The sequence below is a fragment of the Acinetobacter sp. YH12201 genome, from assembly GCF_013418145.1.
Taxonomy (GTDB): domain Bacteria; phylum Pseudomonadota; class Gammaproteobacteria; order Pseudomonadales; family Moraxellaceae; genus Acinetobacter.
In genome coordinates, this window is record NZ_VPCP01000015.1 from 1 (window position 1) to 19,176 (window position 19,176).

Here is a 19,176-nt window from a genome sequence, read left to right on the forward strand (position 1 = left end):
GTCATGAGAAAGCCCATATAAATGGGTAATGTACAAGTTGCTGTAGAAGCATGTTTAATTCGTCTGATCACAGATACTTTATAAAGTATTTTAATACTTTTTTGAATCCGTCAATGCGTAAGTCCTAGTATTGACGGTATTGCTATTTGAAGTCAATTTACCTGTGAGCTTATGTCTTGCCTGGCTGACCAATCCTTTTACCCTGGTTCCAATTCTGTATCTGGGGTTCTGGTTAGGCAGCAAAATTTTCCAGGTCAATATGATTGATCAGGATATGATGCTGGGGGGGTTGCATCAGATCAGCCACGCTATCACCCACTTTGGGCATGGACACATCGACTTGAGTCTGGCGAAAATTTTATTATTCGGGTTGGTACTAGAGGCTTTCATCTTTGCAATTATATTCTTCGTGATTACCCGATTATTGTGGCGATGGAATATTATTCAGCACCATAAACGGCGCCGATATTTTCAATAATCATTGCATCTTTTAACTATATTTCACTATTTAGCCTATTCATATTCGCTTTAACAATAAAATAAACTTCTGTCTAATTGTTGATCCCCCGATTTATTTCCTCCCATCAAGAGAAAATTAAAGGAATTAAAGCCCAAACAACATTGGGCTTTTCGAAAATATTGCTTTAATCAGACAGTAAATTTAAAAAATTCTATTGTGTGGTTTTTCTACTTTCGGCAATTGATCGGCAATTTTTTGCGCAATCGCCATATAACTTTCAGCTGCATCATCCCCCACGAGTACAGAAGGTTTACCAGCATCGGCATTTTCACGGATTTGCACATTGAGCGGTAAACGCCCGAGTAAAGGAATATGGTATTGTTCAGCCAATTTGTCACCTCCACCTGTACCAAAAATCTGTTCCTCATAACCACAATTAGAGCAGATATGGGTCGACATATTTTCCACTACACCAATTACCGGAATCTGGACCTTATTAAACAGTTCAATGCCTTTGGTTGCATCCAGTAAGGCAACATTTTGCGGGGTGGTGACAATCACTGCCCCGGTCACCGGAATACGCTGCGCCAAAGTTAATTGAATATCCCCTGTCCCTGGTGGCATATCAATCATCAATACATCCAGGTCTGGCCACAAAGTCTGATTAAATAATTGCATTAAAGCGCCAGTCGCTTTGGGACCACGCCAGGCAACCGGGGTATTGTTATCTCCGGTTAGATGTCCAATCGAGAGTACTGCCATACCGTAGGCATCCAGCGGAACAAAGTTTTCTGCTTCAATCATGGGCGTACGTCCGGCATTGCCCAGCATGGTTGGAATACTCGGCCCATAGATATCTGCATCCAGAACACCGACTTTTAAGCCAAGTTTCTGTAAAGCCAATGCAAGATTGACGGTGGTGGTCGATTTGCCCACTCCCCCTTTACCTGATGAAACCAGGATCACATTTTGAATGCGTGGATGCTTGGGCACATCTCTTTGCTGCGGTGCCGGTTTCTGGATTGGTGGGTTATTCGGATCTTCTGCAGCTTTGCTTTCAGCAGGAGCAGTTTGTCCGGCAGCATCTACCACAGGGGGAAGTTTTTGCGCTGAAGCTGCCGTTGAAGCCTGTGCATCACTTGCACAGCTATGCCCCTGTTTGCCATGCTCAGGATTAGAACAGCTTTCATCCTGTTTATGCTTTTGTTGAATAACATGCATATTCAGTTCCCGGATGCCGCATTTTTCCAGTGCATCGGCCAAATCATCATGAATTTGTTGTAAATGATCAGCTTCTTCAAGATAAGTATGAAGAGTGATTTGTAATACCTGACCTTCTACATTGACCTGAGTAATCCGGTCTTTCAGGGCATGCTTGGAATTGGGCAAGATATAGCCCTGTAACACATTCTGGATTTCTTCCTCCTTCACCTCTTGCGCGGGTGAAAACACAGATTTAAGCGAAGAAAGCCACGACATAAGTTTACTCCAAGTACGGACATACAGCTGAATAGTATAGTTTAGCTTTAAATGCCTCGAAGGTTAAGCATAGTTCTCTATAGCTTGATGAATGTATGAATAAATCCAAATAAATCGATAGCTTGGACTATTTCATATTGTATTTTTATTTATGTCTTCAAAACCCTTGTTTAAGTCGTTTACCTAGTAAGCATATAGGGCGGTAAAACAGCTTCAGGTCAGATTAATTTATCCAGCATCCAGCCTTATTTCTGTTAATAATTCTGCTACAGACATGCTGCTATTTTGTTCTTTATATTGATAAATTGTTTTGATTGTCATTTTATTTTGGGGATAACATGTTACTTAAATATATAATTCCAGTGATTTTTTTGTCAGTAGTGTCATTTAATCACGCAGCGAATGAGACATCATCCATCCACACGCCTTCTGGTCAGTCCATCAGTTTGGGAGATTCTTATTCCGACATGCAAAACCGTATGTCTTTATCCCCCAACTCCATGAGCACACATGAAATCAAAGAAGGAAAAAACCATTATCTAGCCATGGACTATACCTATACAGTTGAAAATATGCTTTACACCATTACCATCGTGAACGATCGGGTGAAAAAAATTGAATGGCTGAATACCGATCAGGATATTAATAAAGATCAAATTACAAAAGAATGATGCAAAATCATTCATAGAAATGGCGACACTGGATAGTCCTTAGCGGTAAAATAACTTTAAAAACAAGCAAATCCAAGTCGCATCATTTTTTAATTTGTACAGGTCTTGGTGGCTATATTCTTTAGCTCTTCCAATTGACTACAGGTATAGGTGTTAAGTTCATCACATCTAATCGCAGCGGCATGTTGCAGTCCTGAACGGGATTTAAATTGCAGCGGCATACTCAGCAAACCGCTGCAATACAAGATAAAGTGTTTATCTCCAAAGATAATCTGCGTTTAAAGAATCATGACCACGACAGCGCACGATGACCTTTATTTAACCGGAATCATCAAGTGCTGATAAGGCGTTCCGGGCCACATGACATAAGGTACGGCAGTATCTGGCTGGGCATTTTGGGGATACATGTTATAAAAACCAGATTCGGCACCGACAATCATGACGTGTGGGCCGGTCTTGATCCAATGGTTACCTTTGGTGGGTTTTTGGGCATATGGGTCGGTATTACTGGCATCGGTTCCACCCGCCAACATATACATAAAGCCGATTTTACCTACATTTGGCGGTTTGTGTCCCATCCAGGCTTCTGCCCATTTCAGCGCATCCTTGTCCATGCACATTGGATCTGGACCGGGGGTAGTCGGATTATCAGGCATACAGGTAAAACCATTATTGCCTTTGCGCAAAGTGCGCATCTTGCCATCTTTGCCTATAACCACAATGGTGGCTGCTGCACTGACTTTTTTCGGTGCTGCGCTCATGGCGCTGGCGATAGCCTTCTGGTCAGCTGCGGAGGTACTGCCCGGTTTGCCACCTGTGGTCTCCGCTGCAAGTATGGCCAGTGTGGATAGAACTATCCATCCGCTCATCATTAATATTTTAGCGATGTTCATGGTCTTTTTCTCCAAATAGGAGGTTATGTTTGGACCCCTCACTCAAGTTATAAGATCCAATATTCGCCTTATAACAAAAATAGCTAAAATGGAGAAAAGCATCATTATTGTTTTATGGATTATTTTTAACCACATTTAATTATTCCATCAATATGATGTACCGCAATGCACAGATTTCATAACAAATGAAATCACTAGGACACAATAATTTACCAATATAGAAACCATGCCACTCACGGTATCCTGAACATAAAACGATCTTATTTGGACTGTCCCCAATATTGTGGAAAAATATTGTCTATTCTCTTTTTGAATAGGGAAAGAACATGATAAGTGATCATCACTTCAGATGTAGTGACAGCTTAAATTTTTCATTAAAAACGCAGCTTCAGCTGCTTTAACCTGTGCTAAAAATTATAGAAGGCTTTAATTTTGCAGCTTCTAATCAGGCAACTGATAAAAATTCTCGAACAAGAGTTTTCTAATAAAAGTTTTTTAATATTTGATTTGGTTTTTTAAATATGGTTCTTTTCAACATGTTTTGAGTTGCCCCATCTAAGCAAGCGGCCACAACTTGAAGGAATTGCCAGCTCCTGCCCACATCTCAAGCACGAAATGCGGCTTCTATTACAGAAATGTCAATTTTTTTCATGGTCATCATGGCATCAAATGCACGTTTGGCAGCCGCACGGTCAGGACTGGTATAAGCTTTCGTTAGGACGATTGGGGTAATCTGCCAAGAGATTCCCCATTTATCTTTACACCAACCACATTCGCTTTCCTGACCACCATTTCCGACAATCGCATTCCAGTAGCGATCCGTTTCATCCTGATCCTCGGTCGCCACCTGAAATGAGAACGCTTCGTTGTGTTTAAATGCTGATCCGCCATTCAGTCCGATGCAGGCAACGCCTAGCACGGTAAACTCCACAGTTAAAATATCCCCTGCTTTCCCTGATGGATAATTTCCAGGTGCACAATGTACTGCACCGATCGATGAATCAGGAAAGGTCTCAGCATAAAATCTTGCAGCGCCTTCAGCGTCATTATCGTACCAAAGGCATATGCTATTCTTTGCAATATTCATCATTTCACCTCTTTATAGAGACTAGAGTTGATGTGATTCGTCATCACTGTCCAATATGTCCAATATCGGTCTAAATATGCTATTCAACACTTTTTCTATATTTAAGCAAAAAATGGAATAGGCCTATTTCATAATTGTATTTTTATTAATCTAAACGTATTTTTTAGTGAGCAAAACTACTAATTTTTCATAGGATTTAATGAATGATGATAAAAAATTATGAGATAGGTTTGTGGTATTCCTCTATCACTAAAATATTTTCATTTTGATAATTAACGATAATTCATGGGAGTCTGAGAGACGATCATTTTTAGGGGGATTACCGATAATTAAATGATTACTACTTTCATTAAATGCTGATTTAGAGTTAAACATAATTTTCACAATATTTTTGGCGTCTAAATCCCTATTTTTATTCATGAAAACCGTATTAGACTTAAGTAGCAAAAGATAGAGGATATTCGTCAGGAATTGATTAATGTGGGCTTTTTGATAGTTTTTTTTGATGCTGCCATGGTTAGAAAAATAGCTAAAGTTGCTGAATTTGAACGATGGTTGATGATTTAAAAATAAACGATTTATCAAAAGAAATAAAAAACGAGCCTCTGTACTCCTCCGGAGTTCCTTCATATTCACCTAAAGGATAAATTAGCTTTATATCCATGACTGAAGCACACGTTCATCCATACTCAAAGACACAATATAGCCCAGCAAAATGGTACATTCTCAGCTCACCCCGATCGAGATAATAAAGGTTAGACAGGATATTCTTGACCTTTTGTACAATATTGTGCCGAATGCCCTAAGCTTTTAGTAAAGTCAAAAACCGCGTTGTGCAGGGTCAAGTACCCATTTAAGGAAAATACATTTTCCTCAGCAAACTCCTCTTTAGGTTTGATACATTATGGCTTTTCACATCAATGCCTTATTCCTCATCTTTGATTTATTGACTAAGAGAAGTTCACCTCTTCAGCAACGCTCATAAAGTAATGGAGGCACCATAGTTTTATATAACCGACTCGCCGAGTAATAAAAAATCTTACACCTAACACCTAAAAAAATATGCCCACCTTAAATATAAGTATTTTAGTAGGAATTACTACTTTAATTATAATTGTAAATACAAAAATTAAAATAAAACAACACATCCAAAATATGAGTAATTTAGTAGGAATTATTCCTAAAAAACAATGAAAAAACATATCAATAAAAATAGATAATATTAAATTAAATGTTTGTAAATAAACAATAAAAAATTGAAAAACAATATTCTAGTTAAATAATATTAATTAAATTAAAAAAACACACTTTAAATACTATCAATTTAGTAGGAATTACTAAAAAAAAATACGTTCATTAAATTAAAAAACAGATTATAATCACGAGCAATTTAATAGGAATTATTACCACAATAATAATCCATTAAATATATTAATTAAAATAAATAAAATATTTCCTAAAATACACCCGAAAATTTCATCATCGTTGAAAAGTTAAGTCTATTACTTTGTGCCAAGATTGGTCGCAGGAGCTTTTCATGAGTGGAAAAATTGATGTGCGCGAAATCGACGCTTTAGTCGATGCACAAAATGGACGTATTACTCCATCTATTTATACAGATCCAGATTTATACGAATTAGAACTTGAACGCGTGTTTGGTCGTACATGGTTATTCCTTTGCCATGAAAGCCAGATTCCTAAAGCCGGTGACTTTTTTAACACCTACATGGGTGAAGATCCGATTATTGTGGCACGCCAAAAAGACGGTTCAGTTAAAGCATTCTTAAACCAATGTCGTCACCGTGCTATGCGCGTAAGCTTCGCAGACTGTGGTAATACCCGTGCGTTCACTTGCCCATACCACGGCTGGTCATACGGTATTGACGGTTCTTTAAAAGACATTCCGCTTGAAGAGCGTGCTTACCCACAAGGGGCTTGCAAAAAAGAATGGGGATTACTTGAAGTAACCCGTGTTAAATCCTACAAAGGCCTGGTATTTGGCTGCTGGGATGAAACAACGCCTGACCTAGAAGAATACATGGGCGATATGGCTTGGTATTTAGATGGTGTTCTAGATCGTCGCCCTGGTGGTACAGTGATTGTTGGTGGTGTACACAAGTGGGAAATCGAGTGTAACTGGAAATTTGCTGCTGAACAGTTCGCATCTGACCAATACCACGCATTGTTCTCTCATGCATCTGCAGTACAGGTGCTTGGTGCAAAACCGGACGATGATGCGTCTAAACACCTTGGTGCAGCACAAACGGCCCGTCCAGTGTGGGAAACAGCGAAAGACGCGATCCAATTCGGTTCACGTGGCCATGGTTCAGGCTTCTTCTTCACCGAAAAACCAGATGCAAACGTTTGGGTAGATGGTGAAGTAGCAAACTATTTCCGTGAAACTTATGAAGAAGTAAAAGAACGTTTAGGTGAAACCCGTGCACTGCGTCTAGCAGGTCACAACACCATGTTCCCGACACTGTCTTGGTTGAACGGTACTGCAACACTTCGTGTATGGCACCCACGTGGTCCAAACAAAACTGAAGTTTGGGCATTCTGTATCTGTGATGCTGATGCACCACAAGACGTGAAAGATGCATTTGAACGTTCTGCAACCCGTGCTTTCGGTCCTGCTGGTTTCCTTGAGCAAGATGACTCTGAAAACTGGGTAGAAATTCAAAAAGTATTACGTGGTTATAAAGCTCGTCAAAACAAACTGATCGTTGAGATGGGTAAAGGCAGCGAAAAAGTACGTGAAGATGGTGTCCCTGGTATCACCAGCTATATTTTCTCTGAAACAGCAGCACGTGGTTTTTATCGTCGTTGGGCAGACCTGCTGATTCATAAAGAATGGGAAGATGTTGAGAAAGCAACTGAAGCATATGAGAAGGAGCTTGTGAAATGAGTCAAATCAGTGTGGAACTTCATTACGAAATCAGTCAGTTCCTTTATCGTGAAGCAAAATTGCTGGATGACTGGAAATTCCGCGAATGGCTGGATGTTATGGCAGACGACGTTTCTTACGTCCTGCGTACGACGCCAAACGCGCAAACCCGTGACCGTCGTCGTTCAGTTGAGCCACCAACAACTTGGGTGTTCAACGACAACAAACATCTGTTGGAACGCCGTGTAGCACGTCTGGAAACAGGTATGGCTTGGGCGGAAGAGCCTCCATCACGTACCACTCACATGGTGAGCAACGTGATTGTCGAGCCAACTGAAGTTGCAGGCGAATACGACGTGTACGTGACTTACCTGTTATACCGTTCTCAAAAAGAGAAAGATATTACGATTTACTGTGGTAAACGTCACGACAAGATCCGTAAAGTTGAAGGTGGTTTAGGCTGGCAAATTTTTGACCGCAAAATCACCCTAGACCAAGTGACTTATACCTCACATAACCTGAGTGTGTTCTTCTGATGAATAAGATTTTTGTTTGTCAAGTTACAGTCTAGATATCCGTAGTTTACGTCAGCTGTATGCTAGATGCTTTGATGAATAAAAATCTAGTCTGATCAAAACGGACTTATCGGCAGCCTGTTCTTAGGCTGCCTTCCTTTTAAGGAGTCTCTTATGGCTATTAAACTTATTTGTGCATCTCATAGCCCTTTAATGGAATTTGCTTCACCTCAGGAAAAACGCAAAGAACAGGTTGTTCGTGATGCCTTTGCCAAACTGGCAGTTGAAGTAAAAGCTTATGACCCTACCCTGATCATTACTTTTGGTCCTGACCATTTTAATGGTTTTTTCTATGACCTGATGCCAAGCTTCTGTGTCGGTGTTCGTGCCAAGGCTGCAGGTGACTGGGACTATGGTAAAGATAATGACCACCTGAATGTACCTCAAGACAAGGCACTGGCTTTGGTTCGCAATGTACTGGATGAAGGTGTGGATGTTGCATATTCTTATCGCATGCAAGCCGACCATGGGGTAACCCAGCCTTTACATTTCCTCTGTGAAGGTCAGCTTGACCGTTATCCAACAATTCCGGTTTTTATTAATGGCGCTGCAGCACCCATGCCCACCACCAAGCGTACCATCGCTTTAGGCCGTGCTGTAGGTCAGTTTATCAAATCTTTAAACCTTGAAAATGAACGTGTACTTGTACTGGGTACGGGTGGCCTTTCACACGATCCACCGACTCCGCAAATGGGTTCTGTGCCACCAGAAGTGGAAGAGTTCCTGATTGCGGGCCGTAACCCGACACCTGAAGCACGTAATGCCCGTCAGGCGAATGTGATTTCTGTCGGTCAGCGTCTGGCTGCAGGCGACAAGAGCATTTCTGTGCCTCTAAACCCTGAGTGGGATCTGGCATTACTTGAAAAATTCAAAAATGCAGATTTCGCTGCACTGGAAGCCATGACTGAAGCTGAAATCCGCCGTGACGGTGGCCGTGGTGGTCAGGAAGTTCGTGCCTGGATGGCTGCATTTGCTGCCTTGAGCGAACTGGGCGAATACGACATGACGACACATTGCTATGAAGAAATCAGTGAGTGGATTGCGGGCTTCGGCATCGTATCTGCTGAGTTAAAAGCTTAATGACATGAGCAACATCGAAACCATCCGTGGCAATAGCGTAAATAAAATCAACGCTGAAGCGCATACGGTTGAATTTCAAAATGGTGACGGTGTTGCTTATCACAAGCTGTTGCTTGTAACGGCTGGTATAGGATGTCACTTGGTAAGCTAAGGATACGTTGAGTAAACATATTTATACTCTGCTTAATCTGGAAGAATCACCGGCACTGGTTCCCATAGTGCAGCCAGGCCGCCCAGACTTTTCAATTTGCCGAAAAAGTTGCCTGAAGGCGAAGGTATTGATTGGAATGTTGGGATTATAGATGCTACAAAAATTCTAATCTAAAGGTCTAAAACAGAAGAAAAACTATAGTGACCAGAAAAAAACGCATTTTCAAACAGCTAAAATTTTTAACAACTGTGCAACTCCCTTAAGAGATGTATTTGAAGTGGCCGTAAAGAATAATATTATTTCTAGAAATCCAATGAATAAAATCAAAAACCGTAAGGTTCAAGTTGAAATACCGGACCCCTTTACAAGAAAAGAAATGGAAACTCTTCTTTCATGGCTAGGATCAGAATAATTTTAGCCAATAAAGATATTTGGCAGAAAATCAATTCCAGTTATTGATATAGACAAATCATGTTGCTTAAAAATATTTTTTAACTGCTGTGTGAGTTAAGTTTAAACAGTTTTTATTGTATAAAAATCAGCCCTGAATGGGCAGGGCTGATTTTTAACTGGTTGATGTAGCATTTATTATGAAGATAAATCTACACACAGATATTTCATTTCGAGATATTCATCAATACCGAATTTAGAACCTTCACGTCCTAAACCAGATTGCTTCACACCACCAAATGGCGCAACTTCATTAGAAATGGCACCGGTATTAATTCCGACCATGCCATATTCCAATGCTTCACCGACACGCCATTGACGCGCTGTACTCTGTGTGAATACATAAGTAGCCAAGCCAAACTCGGTATCATTTGCCATCGCCACCGCTTCTTCTTCCGTGTGGAAGCGGAATAATGGAGCCAATGGACCAAAAGTTTCTTCTTTAGCCACTTTCATGTCCTGGGTTACTTCAGTCAGCACGGTAGGCTCAAAGAAAGTGCCGCCTAGACTTGAACGCTGGCCACCAATTTTAATCTGTGCACCTTTGCTCGCTGCATCTGTAATATGCGACTGCACCTTGGTAATTGCATCTTCATCAATTAACGGGCCTTGAGTGGAACCGTCTTGACGGCCATCACCCACTTTTAAATTGGCTACAGCGGCAGTCAATTTCTCAGCCAGCGCATCATAAATGCCATCTTGCACATAAATACGGTTGGCACAGACACAGGTTTGACCGCTATTACGGAACTTGCTGACCATAATGCCCTGAACCGCCTGCTCCAGATTGGCATCATCAAAAACCAGTACTGGCGCATTGCCACCCAGCTCAAGTGACAGTTTTTTGATGGTTGGCGCACATTGCTGCATCAAAATGCGGCCGACTTGAGTCGAACCGGTAAAGCTCAGCTTTTTCACTGTGTCGCTTTCGCACAAGGTTTTGCCCACTTCAATGGCATCGCCACTAATGTGCAGCAATACATCTTGTGGTAAACCTGCCTGTAAAGCTAGCACTTCCAGAGCATAGGCTGTTAATGGCGTTTGCTCAGCCGGTTTAACCAGCATAGAACAGCCGGCAGCAATTGCAGGCGCAGCCTTACGGGTAATCATGGCTGCAGGGAAATTCCACGGCGTAATTGCAGCGGTGACCCCAATTGCCTGTTTGATGACCAACAAGCGCTGATTCGGCAACGTTGGTGTCAGCACTTCACCGTCAATACGGCGCGCCTGTTCAGCAAACCAGCGGATAAAGGAGGCGGCATAAGCAATCTCACCGCGCGCTTCAGCTAAAGGTTTACCTTGTTCAGCAGTCAAAATCTGAGCCAATGACTCTTTATTTTCCTGCATCAAATCAAACCAGGCCCACAGCACATCAGCGCGTTGTAATGCTGTTTGTGCTTTCCATGCCTTCTGTGCCGTCTGTGAACGAGCAATTGCTTGTTCTACCGATGCACGGTCATGGGATTTCACCCATGCCAGCGTGTCATGTGTTGCCGCATCTTTTACTTCGATGTAATCGCCACTTAAGGGCTGATCCAAGCAAACATCCGGATGCTGTAATAAATATTTCAAATGATCTGGAAGCATTTCAATCCCTCATTCATTCTTATGCAGTTAAAGTTGCAAATCCCTGTTCTAAAATAGCCAGGCCTTCACGGAATTGCGCTGTTGGAATGGTTAAAGGATATAGGAAACGAATCACATTACCAGAACGACCGCAGGTTAAAATCAGCAGGCCATTTGCCATTGCATAGTTTTGCACCGCTTTGGCCTGTTCAGCCGTTTCCAATTCTACTGCAACCATTGAACCCAGCGCGCGAATATCAGTGACTACATTGCTGCTGGCTTTAATGTTATTTAATACCGAAACCAGTTCCGCACCCAAGACATTGGCACGATCACACAGACCTTCACCTTCAATCACATCAATAACTGCATGTGCTGCAGCAACGGCGATCGGACTACCCGCATAAGTACCGCCTAAGCCGCCAGGATTCGGTGCATCCATAACTTCAGTACGACCAACCACGCCAGAGATCGGGAAACCACCGCCCAGGCTTTTTGCCATCGTGATCAGGTCTGCTTTGGTTTCGTAGTGATTCATGGCAAACAGTTTACCGGTACGGGCAAAGCCTGTTTGTACTTCATCTGCAATCATCAAAATACCATGCTGATCACACAATGCACGTAAACGCTTTAAAAATTCTGCCGGTACAACATTAAAACCGCCTTCACCTTGCACAGGCTCAAGTACGATTGCCGCCACATCATGTGCAGCCACATCTTCAGCAAAAATGTCTTCAATGCTTTGGATGGCATCGTCCACAGTAATGCCTTTTGACTCTACCGGATAACGTGCATGGAAAACACCCGCCGGCATTACCCCAAAGTCACGTTTGTAAGGGGCAGTTTTACCCGTCATGGCCATGGTCATGAATGAACGACCATGGAAACCGTTACCAAAAGTTACAATGCCGTGACGGCCAGTATAGGCACGGGCAATTTTAACTGCATTTTCTACTGCTTCAGCACCAGTAGAAAAGAATGAGGTTTTTGCAGGGCCGTCAATTGGTGCACGCTCATTAATACGCTCAGCAAGAGAGACATAACTTTCGTAAGGTACAACCTGATAGGCTGTATGGGTAAATTTTGTTAATTGTTCAGTAACAGCAGCAATAATTTTAGGATGACGATGACCGGTATTCAGTACCGCAATACCACCTGCGAAATCGATATATTGATTGCCTTCAGCATCCCAAATTGTCGAGTTCTCTGCTTTCTCCGCGTACCATTGACACATGACACCAACACCACGAGGCGTCGCTTGCTGTTTACGTGCATTCAGTGCAGAGTGTTTACTGTCCATTTTGTATCCTCATTCTTGATTCATACAGTGTAAAATTTTGGCATCCATATCATGTGATTGATGATATGCAAATGACTGGTTGATCTTCCTCATTTTGCGCTTTTATCGGCCTGACACGAGAGCCACTTTGAATCAGATAGACAGGGCCAATTCACCCTGTCCCGAAGATTTAAAAAATCAAAAAACAGAATAATTAAATACAAATCATAAACTTGAAATTACACCATAAAAAAATAGCACCTTTTTATAAGGTGCCATTTTGATAACTGAGAGCAAAAATTTAGAAATTGTACATAAACAGTAAATTCAGCAGTCGGCTATGGCCTGCTGCATCTCCTTGCGCCAAAGAACCGGCATCACCGCCAATGAATACATCATTTTTACCGATGATATATTCGGCTGCCAGCGAAAACTGCTTAACATCCAGCTGAGCACCCAAAATATTGCGTGTAGATGTGGCGAAACCGGACTTGTCTTTATCAAAGACGGTATAGCTGACATAAGGCGTCAGATCGTAATCCTTATAAAAATCAGTCATTTGATAATCCAGATTCGCCACATAATAATTGGCTTTATTGGCCACATGATACTTCGATTCAAAAGAACCTACCGTCGCATAATTTGGATTATCTACAGCCTGGGTATCTGCGCGATTCTGTCCGGCAGTCAGGGTCAGGTTTGCATTCTGGTAGTTTAAGCGACCAAACACATTCCATGCATTGCGATGCCCAGTTTGACCATTGCGGTTATTTTCCAAATCTGAATACCAATACGAGCCGCCAACATTCAGTTTAACCGGGCTGTCCTGTAGTGGAATCTGCTGATTGATACGTGCAACCCACATGTTTTTTTCTTCAATGTCATCGGTGCTGGCATCTTCCGGCTTGACATAATTGGCCGCATAACGCGCAGCATCGTCACCAGTGCCGGCAAAACTTCCCCCATCACGCACAAAATAAGCCACATTGACTTTGGTATTTGTACCTAGCTGCTGCTGCCAGTTAATACCCAGATTATGCACATCTTCCAGTCCGGCATTGTCCATTGAACTGCCGTACCAGCTGCTGCTCCAGAAGCGGCCAATACCAAAAGGCATATCTTGCAGACCCAAGGTGATGCGGCTGTCATCATTCAGCTTATAGCCCAAGTTGGCATTCACCAAAGTTGAAAAATCACATAGGGTATCATTTTGATAGCAACGGTATTCCACATCGCCGAACAATGACTTGGCATCATATTTCAGGCTGAGTTTCGCCGCATTAAACTTTACTTTATGGTCACTGTCCGAATAATCCTTATCCTGATAATTCGCTCGTAGCCACCCCGATACGGTCAGTTTGCCTAAATCGGTATCGGCATCTCCCCAAGAAAGCGAATCTGCCTGCACGGTGGCAGACATCGTAACGGCACTGGCGACAAGCGCACAGAACGAAAATGGTTTTACTAAAAAACGTTGCGACATTATAGAAGCCCCAAAAAAGAAATAATAATTTTCAAAACCAGGTCGCTGGCAAAAGCAAAGTTTCTGACCAAATGGAATCAGCAAAGGCGTTAAATATCCAAACTTATGCCGGGTCAAATATTGCATCCTGCAAGAGACCCTACCCTTAACCTGGATAGATGCCGCGCTCTTGGCGAGCCATCAGAATTCGTTCACATGCCAAAATATAAGCTGTGGTACGTAAAGAACATCCGGCCTGCATGGCTTTGAGCCAAACGTCATGCACAGCATTTTTCATGATCACATCCATGCGCTGATTGATTTCTTCTTCTGTCCAGAAATAGCTGGCAAGGTCTTGTACCCATTCGAAATAGCTGACAGTCACGCCACCAGCATTGCAGATCACGTCCGGTACAACAGTGATTTGACGCTGACTCAGGATTTCATCCGCTTCAGTGAGGGTCGGACCATTGGCCCCTTCCAAAATGATCTTGGCTTGAATAGTTTGGGCAACATGCACATCAATCACCCCTTCCAGCGCCGCAGGAATAAACACTTCTGCGGGAATTTGCCAGAATTTTGCCATCGCGATTTCGTCGCTTGCAGCAAACCCCTGAATCTTGTGATAGGTGTTTGAATATTCCATTAACTTGGGAATATCAATCCCTTGTTCCTGATATAGGGTTGCGGAGTGATCCTGTACGCAAATCACTTTGCTGCCATTTTCATGAAACAGCAAGGCGGCTTCGCTGCCGACATTACCAAACCCCTGCACACACACCCGGGCATCCTTTAAATCCAGGTCAATTTGCTGCGCCACTTCACGCCCGCTAATATACACGCCACGTCCTGTGGCTTTACTGCGGCCTAAAGAACCGCCAAGATGCACGGGTTTCCCGGTCACCACACCGGTAATGGTAGAACCGGCATTCATGGAAAAGGTGTCCATCATCCAGGCCATAATTTGCGGATTGGTCCCCACATCCGGTGCCGGAATATCCTTTTGCGGCCCAATAACCAAATTGATTTCTGCGGTATAACGCCGTGTCAATCGTTCTAGTTCACGCTTGGATAACTGGCTTGGATCAACCCGTACACCGCCTTTGGCCCCCCCAAAAGGTAAATTCAGTGCCGCACACTTAATCGTCATCCATGCCGACAGTGCCATCACCTCATCTAAATTGACATCAGGATGGAAGCGCACACCGCCCTTGCCCGGACCGCGGGTCAAATTATGCTGAACTCGATAACCTTCAAAATGCTGAACGCTGCCATCATCCATAATCACCGGAATATCCACAATCAGGCTTCGCTTCGGACGTCGCAACATATCCAGTCTTTCGCTGAGTTCACCCAGATAAGGAGCCACTTTATCCAGCTGTTTCAGATAATTGTTCCAGGCCGTCGTACCGTGCTCGGTATAGGTGAGCCCCTTCATCATTGTGTTCATTGCATGATCCTGTTTTTTGTATGCAGACGCATTTCCTTGCGACCGCAAAAAGTATAAATTTATCTCTGCTTGTCGGCATTTATTGATTCAGCTCTGTAGCCAGCGTGATCTGAGCTAAAACATTCAGCTTGGATTTTTCGCTTTGGCTTTAACCAAGATATGTGTATATTGCCTGCCGTTTACAGGCCCGTATTTACATGCACTGTGCAACAACGGGATACTTTACAATTACTGCCTGACCAGATTATTTTGCACATACCGATATCGCTCTCACGAGAGCCACTTTGAATTTGTAGGAGAGAGCCAATTGCGTAGCTTGCTTGGAGACTATTTGCTGCAGCGATTACAGCAAGATATCGATGGAACATTGCAGCTACGATTATTTCGCTGCTTACGTAATGCCATAATTGACGGCGTATTGGCACCCAAGACTCGTCTGCCGGCATCCCGCGATCTGGGCCAAAGAGATCAAGGTTTCCCGTAATACGGTATTAAGTGCGTATGAACAATTACAGGCACAAGGGTATGTCGATGCCCGCACAGGACAAGGCACCTGGGTCACAGATAAACTGCCCGAATCCTTTTTAATCAAGGCGGAAAATAGCAACGCCCCTATTCAAGAAAAAAAATCTCAGCAAAGTTACAGCTTGTCTCAGCGTGGTTCTTACTTAATCGGCTATTCAGCAGCCTCGCCTTATCAATGGGGTGCTTTTGTTCCCGGTGCACCGGATGTGACAGAGTTTCCGCATCACATTTTTAGCAAAATTCAGACCCGTTTGAGCCGTGAACCGGAAATTACCCGCTTGATTTACAGCAATGCTGGCGGCTGTCTGGAACTGCGCCAAGAACTTGCGGAATATCTGAAAATTGCACGTTCGGTGCAATGCGATGCCGATCAAATCATTATTACCGAAGGCACGCATCAGGCGATTGATTTAGTCTCGCGTACCTTGAGCGACATTGGCGATGAAGTCTGGATCGAAGATCCAGCCTACTGGGGCGCCCGCAACATTTTGCGCATTAACGGGGTCAATCTGCGTTCACTGCCGGTCGATCAGGAAGGCATTATTCCTGATCTTGATCCGAAAGTACCCCCCAAGCTGATCTTTGTTACACCCTCCCACCAGTATCCGCTAGGTTCACATCTAAGCCTGGAACGACGCAAACAGCTGATTGCAATTGCCCGGCAGCATAAAAGCTGGATTGTGGAAGATGATTATGACAGTGAATTCAGGTTTTCAGGCCAGCCCTATCCGTCTTTACAAGGATTGGAACCTGATTCCCCGGTCATTTATATGGGCACATTCAGCAAAACCATTTATCCTGCACTGCGTATCGGCTATCTGGTGGTTCCGAAGAAACTGTTTTCCCCGCTGCGCATTGTGGCCGCAGAACTCTATCGCGGTGGACATTTAATTGATCAGAAGGCACTGGCAGAATTTATCCGTGAAGGCCATTATGAGGCGCATATCCGACGCATGCGCTTACTCTACAGTAAACGCCATGCATTTCTGATTGATTTAATTCACCGTCATTTAGGTGAAGATTTTCTGCACGAATACAACACGGCAGCAGGCCTACACCTGATTTTAAAACTGCCAAGCAGCAGTGATGATGTCCTGATTGCATCGAATGCACTTGATCAAGGTATTAAGGTCAGAGCCCTATCGCAATACTATACCAAGCACTATTCTACCCGGCAGAAAGGATTACTGCTCGGTTTCGCCTGCGTGAGGGAACAAGAAATATTGGTGGCTTTCGGCGTACTGTTGAAATGCTTGCGCGACAATGGAATTCATACTTTAAACTAGTAAAATTCCGATTCTAATTAAAATTTTATTTTTAAAATCAATATATTATAGGCCAGTTTTTAAACAAGGAGTAAAACCTTTTATGGCCACTTCATTTTATTTAGTCTTTATTTTTCTGTAAACATTTCTTTCTGTAATTTTCACCTTTTTAAAGCAATTGGCTCCCTTCAATAGCTAAAAAATGGCTCTCGTCACCTGACAACAAAAAAGAGAAATTAGCAGCATACATAAACAGCATGTAACAGTTTTGTAATCAAAGTGTGATTTTTCATGTGTTTATAGAAACATCAGCTTTATTAAGTTTAACTTAAAATTAATGAAGTGATTGCGAATTCGGTTACAGTTTCAAAGGATAGATAGTGTACACAAGGTAGAGAGCTCTATTGCTGTTACACTATGGATATTAAGGGAAATTATATGGCAGAACATCAACATGTCTCCACGCCCGATTCATCACACGGCTTAAAAAGTGGACTTAAGTCACGTCATCTTACAATGATCTCGATTGCCGGGGTAATTGGTGGCTCACTGTTCATTGGCTCTGGTAATGTAATCTACTCGGCAGGTCCCGCTGCAATTTTGGCCTATGCTTTTGGTGGGTTGCTCATTCTATTAATCATGCGCATGCTGGGTGAGATGGCCGTTCTCAACCCGGATAGCGGTTCATTCTCAACCTATGCTGATCGTGCAATTGGCCGCTGGGCAGGTTTTACCATTGGCTGGCTGTATTGGTGTTCTTGGGCCTTACTGATGGGCTGGGAAGCGTATGTCGCAGGTAAAATTCTCAACAGCTGGTTTCCGTTTATCCCCATCTGGGGCTATATGCTCCTAGTGATTGTGTCATTGGTTGTAGTTAACTTACAAAATGTCAAAAACTATGGTGAATTTGAGTTTTGGTTTGCACTGATCAAAGTGATTGCAATTGTTATTTTCTTAGTCATTGGTAGCTTGGCCGTCATGCACTTATGGCCATGGAGCCAAGCAGGTGCGACAGGTATTACCCATTTAACCGCTGAAGGTTTCATGCCCAATGGTTTCTCTGCGGTAATCACGGCATTACTCGGAGTTATGTTTGCCTACATTGGCGCTGAAATTGTGACGGTGGCTGCCGCAGAATCACAAAACCCTGCACGTGAAATCCGTAAAGCATCGAACTCAGTGGTATGGCGTATCATGTTGTTCTATGTTGGTTCAATGCTTATTACCGTCTGCCTCATTCCACATAACAATCCACTACTCAAAGACCCAACTTGGGGAACCTATAGTGTGACCTTAACTGCACTTGGTATTCCAGAAGCAAAACACATTGTCAATTTTGTGGTTCTGACTTCAGTGTGTAGCTGTTTTAACTCTGCACTCTATACCTGTTCACGCATGCTGTTTTCATTGTCAAAACGTTGCGATGCACCGAAAAGTTTTGGTTTAATCAACCGTAATGGTAGTCCTTGGATGGGTGTTCTGGTGTCATCATCATTCGCTTTATTGGCAACCTACCTGACGGCCACTGAAAGTATGAATGTCTACGACATCTTTATGTTAGCGACAGGTACAGCGGCACTCTATGTCTATCTCACCATTGCTTTTTCTCAATTACGTATGCGTAAGAAATTAGAAGCGGAAGGACAAGTGATTGACTTTAAAATGTGGTTATTCCCCTGGCTGACTTATCTGGCAATTTTCTTTATTATTTGTGCCCTGATTACCATGCTGGTTGAAGGAACATATTTCAAAGAAGTGACTTATACCAGCTTGCTTGCACTCTTTATTGTGGGATTAGGCATCTGTGCACAAAAATTCAATTGGGGTAAAGATTCACAAAAAAAAATTTCGCAAAATAGAATAAACCTGAGCGACAATATTTAACGCTCAAGCTGATAA

General features: G+C 42.8%; 12 protein-coding genes and 3 pseudogenes. 8 read left to right on the forward strand and 7 right to left on the reverse strand.

Going from position 1 to position 19,176, the window contains the following annotated elements:
* Positions 1 to 124: 124 nt before the first annotated feature.
* Positions 125 to 478: pseudogene (locus FTU91_RS04895) on the forward strand (DUF2062 domain-containing protein); the annotation flags it as partial.
* 183 nt (positions 479 to 661) lie between these two features.
* On the opposite strand, the gene apbC reads toward FTU91_RS04895, so the two are convergent.
* Positions 662 to 1,939 (reverse strand): iron-sulfur cluster carrier protein ApbC, encoded by a 1,278-nt coding sequence (apbC, locus tag FTU91_RS04900; RefSeq protein WP_180081218.1) that lies wholly within the window; start codon positions 1,937 to 1,939, stop codon positions 662 to 664.
* A 371-nt stretch (positions 1,940 to 2,310) separates the two neighbouring features.
* On the opposite strand from apbC, the gene FTU91_RS04905 reads away from it, so the two are divergent.
* Positions 2,311 to 2,610 carry a hypothetical protein gene (locus FTU91_RS04905; RefSeq protein ID WP_180042440.1) on the forward strand — a complete coding sequence of 100 codons (300 nt, stop codon included), beginning with the start codon at positions 2,311 to 2,313 and terminating at the stop codon, positions 2,608 to 2,610.
* A 314-nt stretch (positions 2,611 to 2,924) separates the two neighbouring features.
* Here the strand turns inward: FTU91_RS04905 and FTU91_RS04910 are convergent, their stop codons facing one another.
* Both FTU91_RS04910 and FTU91_RS04915 read right to left on the reverse strand, forming a co-directional pair.
* On the reverse strand, positions 2,925 to 3,503 hold the full coding sequence (locus FTU91_RS04910) for a hypothetical protein (RefSeq protein WP_180081220.1): 579 nt from the start codon (positions 3,501 to 3,503) through the stop codon (positions 2,925 to 2,927).
* Between the two features lie 604 nt (positions 3,504 to 4,107).
* A complete protein-coding gene (locus tag FTU91_RS04915) occupies positions 4,108 to 4,590 on the reverse strand; it encodes a VOC family protein (RefSeq protein ID WP_200223048.1) in 483 nt (160 codons plus the stop codon).
* A gap of 1,537 nt (positions 4,591 to 6,127) precedes the next feature.
* On the opposite strand from FTU91_RS04915, the gene hcaE reads away from it, so the two are divergent.
* The 4 genes and pseudogenes from hcaE to FTU91_RS16780 form a co-directional block, all read left to right on the forward strand.
* Positions 6,128 to 7,495, forward strand: a complete 1,368-nt coding sequence (gene hcaE, locus FTU91_RS04920; protein ID WP_166167679.1) for a 3-phenylpropionate/cinnamic acid dioxygenase subunit alpha — start codon at positions 6,128 to 6,130, stop codon at positions 7,493 to 7,495.
* Entirely contained in the window at positions 7,492 to 8,010 is a 519-nt protein-coding gene (hcaF, locus tag FTU91_RS04925; RefSeq protein WP_180042443.1) for a 3-phenylpropionate/cinnamic acid dioxygenase subunit beta, read from the forward strand. The genes hcaE and hcaF overlap by 4 nt, the downstream gene beginning before the upstream one ends.
* 153 nt (positions 8,011 to 8,163) lie before the next feature.
* Positions 8,164 to 9,129, forward strand: a complete 966-nt coding sequence (locus FTU91_RS04930) for a 3-carboxyethylcatechol 2,3-dioxygenase (protein WP_180042444.1) — start codon at positions 8,164 to 8,166, stop codon at positions 9,127 to 9,129.
* A pseudogene (locus FTU91_RS16780) lies at positions 9,122 to 9,362 on the forward strand (FAD-dependent oxidoreductase); the annotation flags it as partial. The gene FTU91_RS04930 and the pseudogene FTU91_RS16780, both read left to right, overlap by 8 nt.
* A 506-nt stretch (positions 9,363 to 9,868) precedes the next feature.
* On the opposite strand, the gene FTU91_RS04940 reads toward FTU91_RS16780, so the two are convergent.
* The 4 genes from FTU91_RS04940 to FTU91_RS04955 all read right to left on the reverse strand — a co-directional run bounded on the left by FTU91_RS04940 (position 9,869) and on the right by FTU91_RS04955 (position 15,487).
* Positions 9,869 to 11,317, reverse strand: a complete 1,449-nt coding sequence (locus FTU91_RS04940) for an NAD-dependent succinate-semialdehyde dehydrogenase (RefSeq protein WP_180042446.1) — start codon at positions 11,315 to 11,317, stop codon at positions 9,869 to 9,871.
* Between the two features lie 19 nt (positions 11,318 to 11,336).
* Complete coding sequence (gene gabT, locus FTU91_RS04945; protein WP_166167689.1) at positions 11,337 to 12,596, reverse strand: 4-aminobutyrate--2-oxoglutarate transaminase; 1,260 nt, start codon at positions 12,594 to 12,596, stop codon at positions 11,337 to 11,339.
* Positions 12,597 to 12,876: 280 nt separating this feature from the next.
* Entirely contained in the window at positions 12,877 to 14,058 is a 1,182-nt protein-coding gene (locus FTU91_RS04950; protein ID WP_180081222.1) for a hypothetical protein, read from the reverse strand.
* A gap of 145 nt (positions 14,059 to 14,203) precedes the next feature.
* Entirely contained in the window at positions 14,204 to 15,487 is a 1,284-nt protein-coding gene (locus FTU91_RS04955; RefSeq protein WP_200223050.1) for a Glu/Leu/Phe/Val dehydrogenase, read from the reverse strand.
* Between the two features lie 307 nt (positions 15,488 to 15,794).
* On the opposite strand from FTU91_RS04955, the pseudogene FTU91_RS04960 reads away from it, so the two are divergent.
* A pseudogene (locus FTU91_RS04960) lies at positions 15,795 to 17,298 on the forward strand (PLP-dependent aminotransferase family protein).
* Positions 17,299 to 17,715: 417 nt separating this feature from the next.
* Positions 17,716 to 19,161 (forward strand): amino acid permease, encoded by a 1,446-nt coding sequence (locus FTU91_RS04965; protein WP_180081224.1) that lies wholly within the window; start codon positions 17,716 to 17,718, stop codon positions 19,159 to 19,161.
* The last annotated feature ends 15 nt before the right edge of the window (positions 19,162 to 19,176 follow it).

What these genes read in the sequence shown, in the direction of transcription:
- FTU91_RS04965 (WP_180081224.1), top strand. Translation starts at nt 17,716, where the DNA reads ATGGCAGAACATCAACATGTCTCCACGCCCGATTCATCACACGGCTTA.
- apbC (WP_180081218.1), bottom strand. Translation starts at nt 1,939, where the DNA reads ATGTCGTGGCTTTCTTCGCTTAAATCTGTGTTTTCACCCGCGCAAGAG.
- gabT (WP_166167689.1), bottom strand. Translation starts at nt 12,596, where the DNA reads ATGGACAGTAAACACTCTGCACTGAATGCACGTAAACAGCAAGCGACG.
- FTU91_RS04915 (WP_200223048.1), bottom strand. Translation starts at nt 4,590, where the DNA reads ATGAATATTGCAAAGAATAGCATATGCCTTTGGTACGATAATGACGCT.
- hcaF (WP_180042443.1), top strand. Translation starts at nt 7,492, where the DNA reads ATGAGTCAAATCAGTGTGGAACTTCATTACGAAATCAGTCAGTTCCTT.
- FTU91_RS04940 (WP_180042446.1), bottom strand. Translation starts at nt 11,317, where the DNA reads ATGCTTCCAGATCATTTGAAATATTTATTACAGCATCCGGATGTTTGC.
- FTU91_RS04950 (WP_180081222.1), bottom strand. Translation starts at nt 14,058, where the DNA reads ATGTCGCAACGTTTTTTAGTAAAACCATTTTCGTTCTGTGCGCTTGTC.
- FTU91_RS04910 (WP_180081220.1), bottom strand. Translation starts at nt 3,503, where the DNA reads ATGAACATCGCTAAAATATTAATGATGAGCGGATGGATAGTTCTATCC.
- FTU91_RS04930 (WP_180042444.1), top strand. Translation starts at nt 8,164, where the DNA reads ATGGCTATTAAACTTATTTGTGCATCTCATAGCCCTTTAATGGAATTT.
- hcaE (WP_166167679.1), top strand. Translation starts at nt 6,128, where the DNA reads ATGAGTGGAAAAATTGATGTGCGCGAAATCGACGCTTTAGTCGATGCA.
- FTU91_RS04955 (WP_200223050.1), bottom strand. Translation starts at nt 15,487, where the DNA reads ATGAACACAATGATGAAGGGGCTCACCTATACCGAGCACGGTACGACG.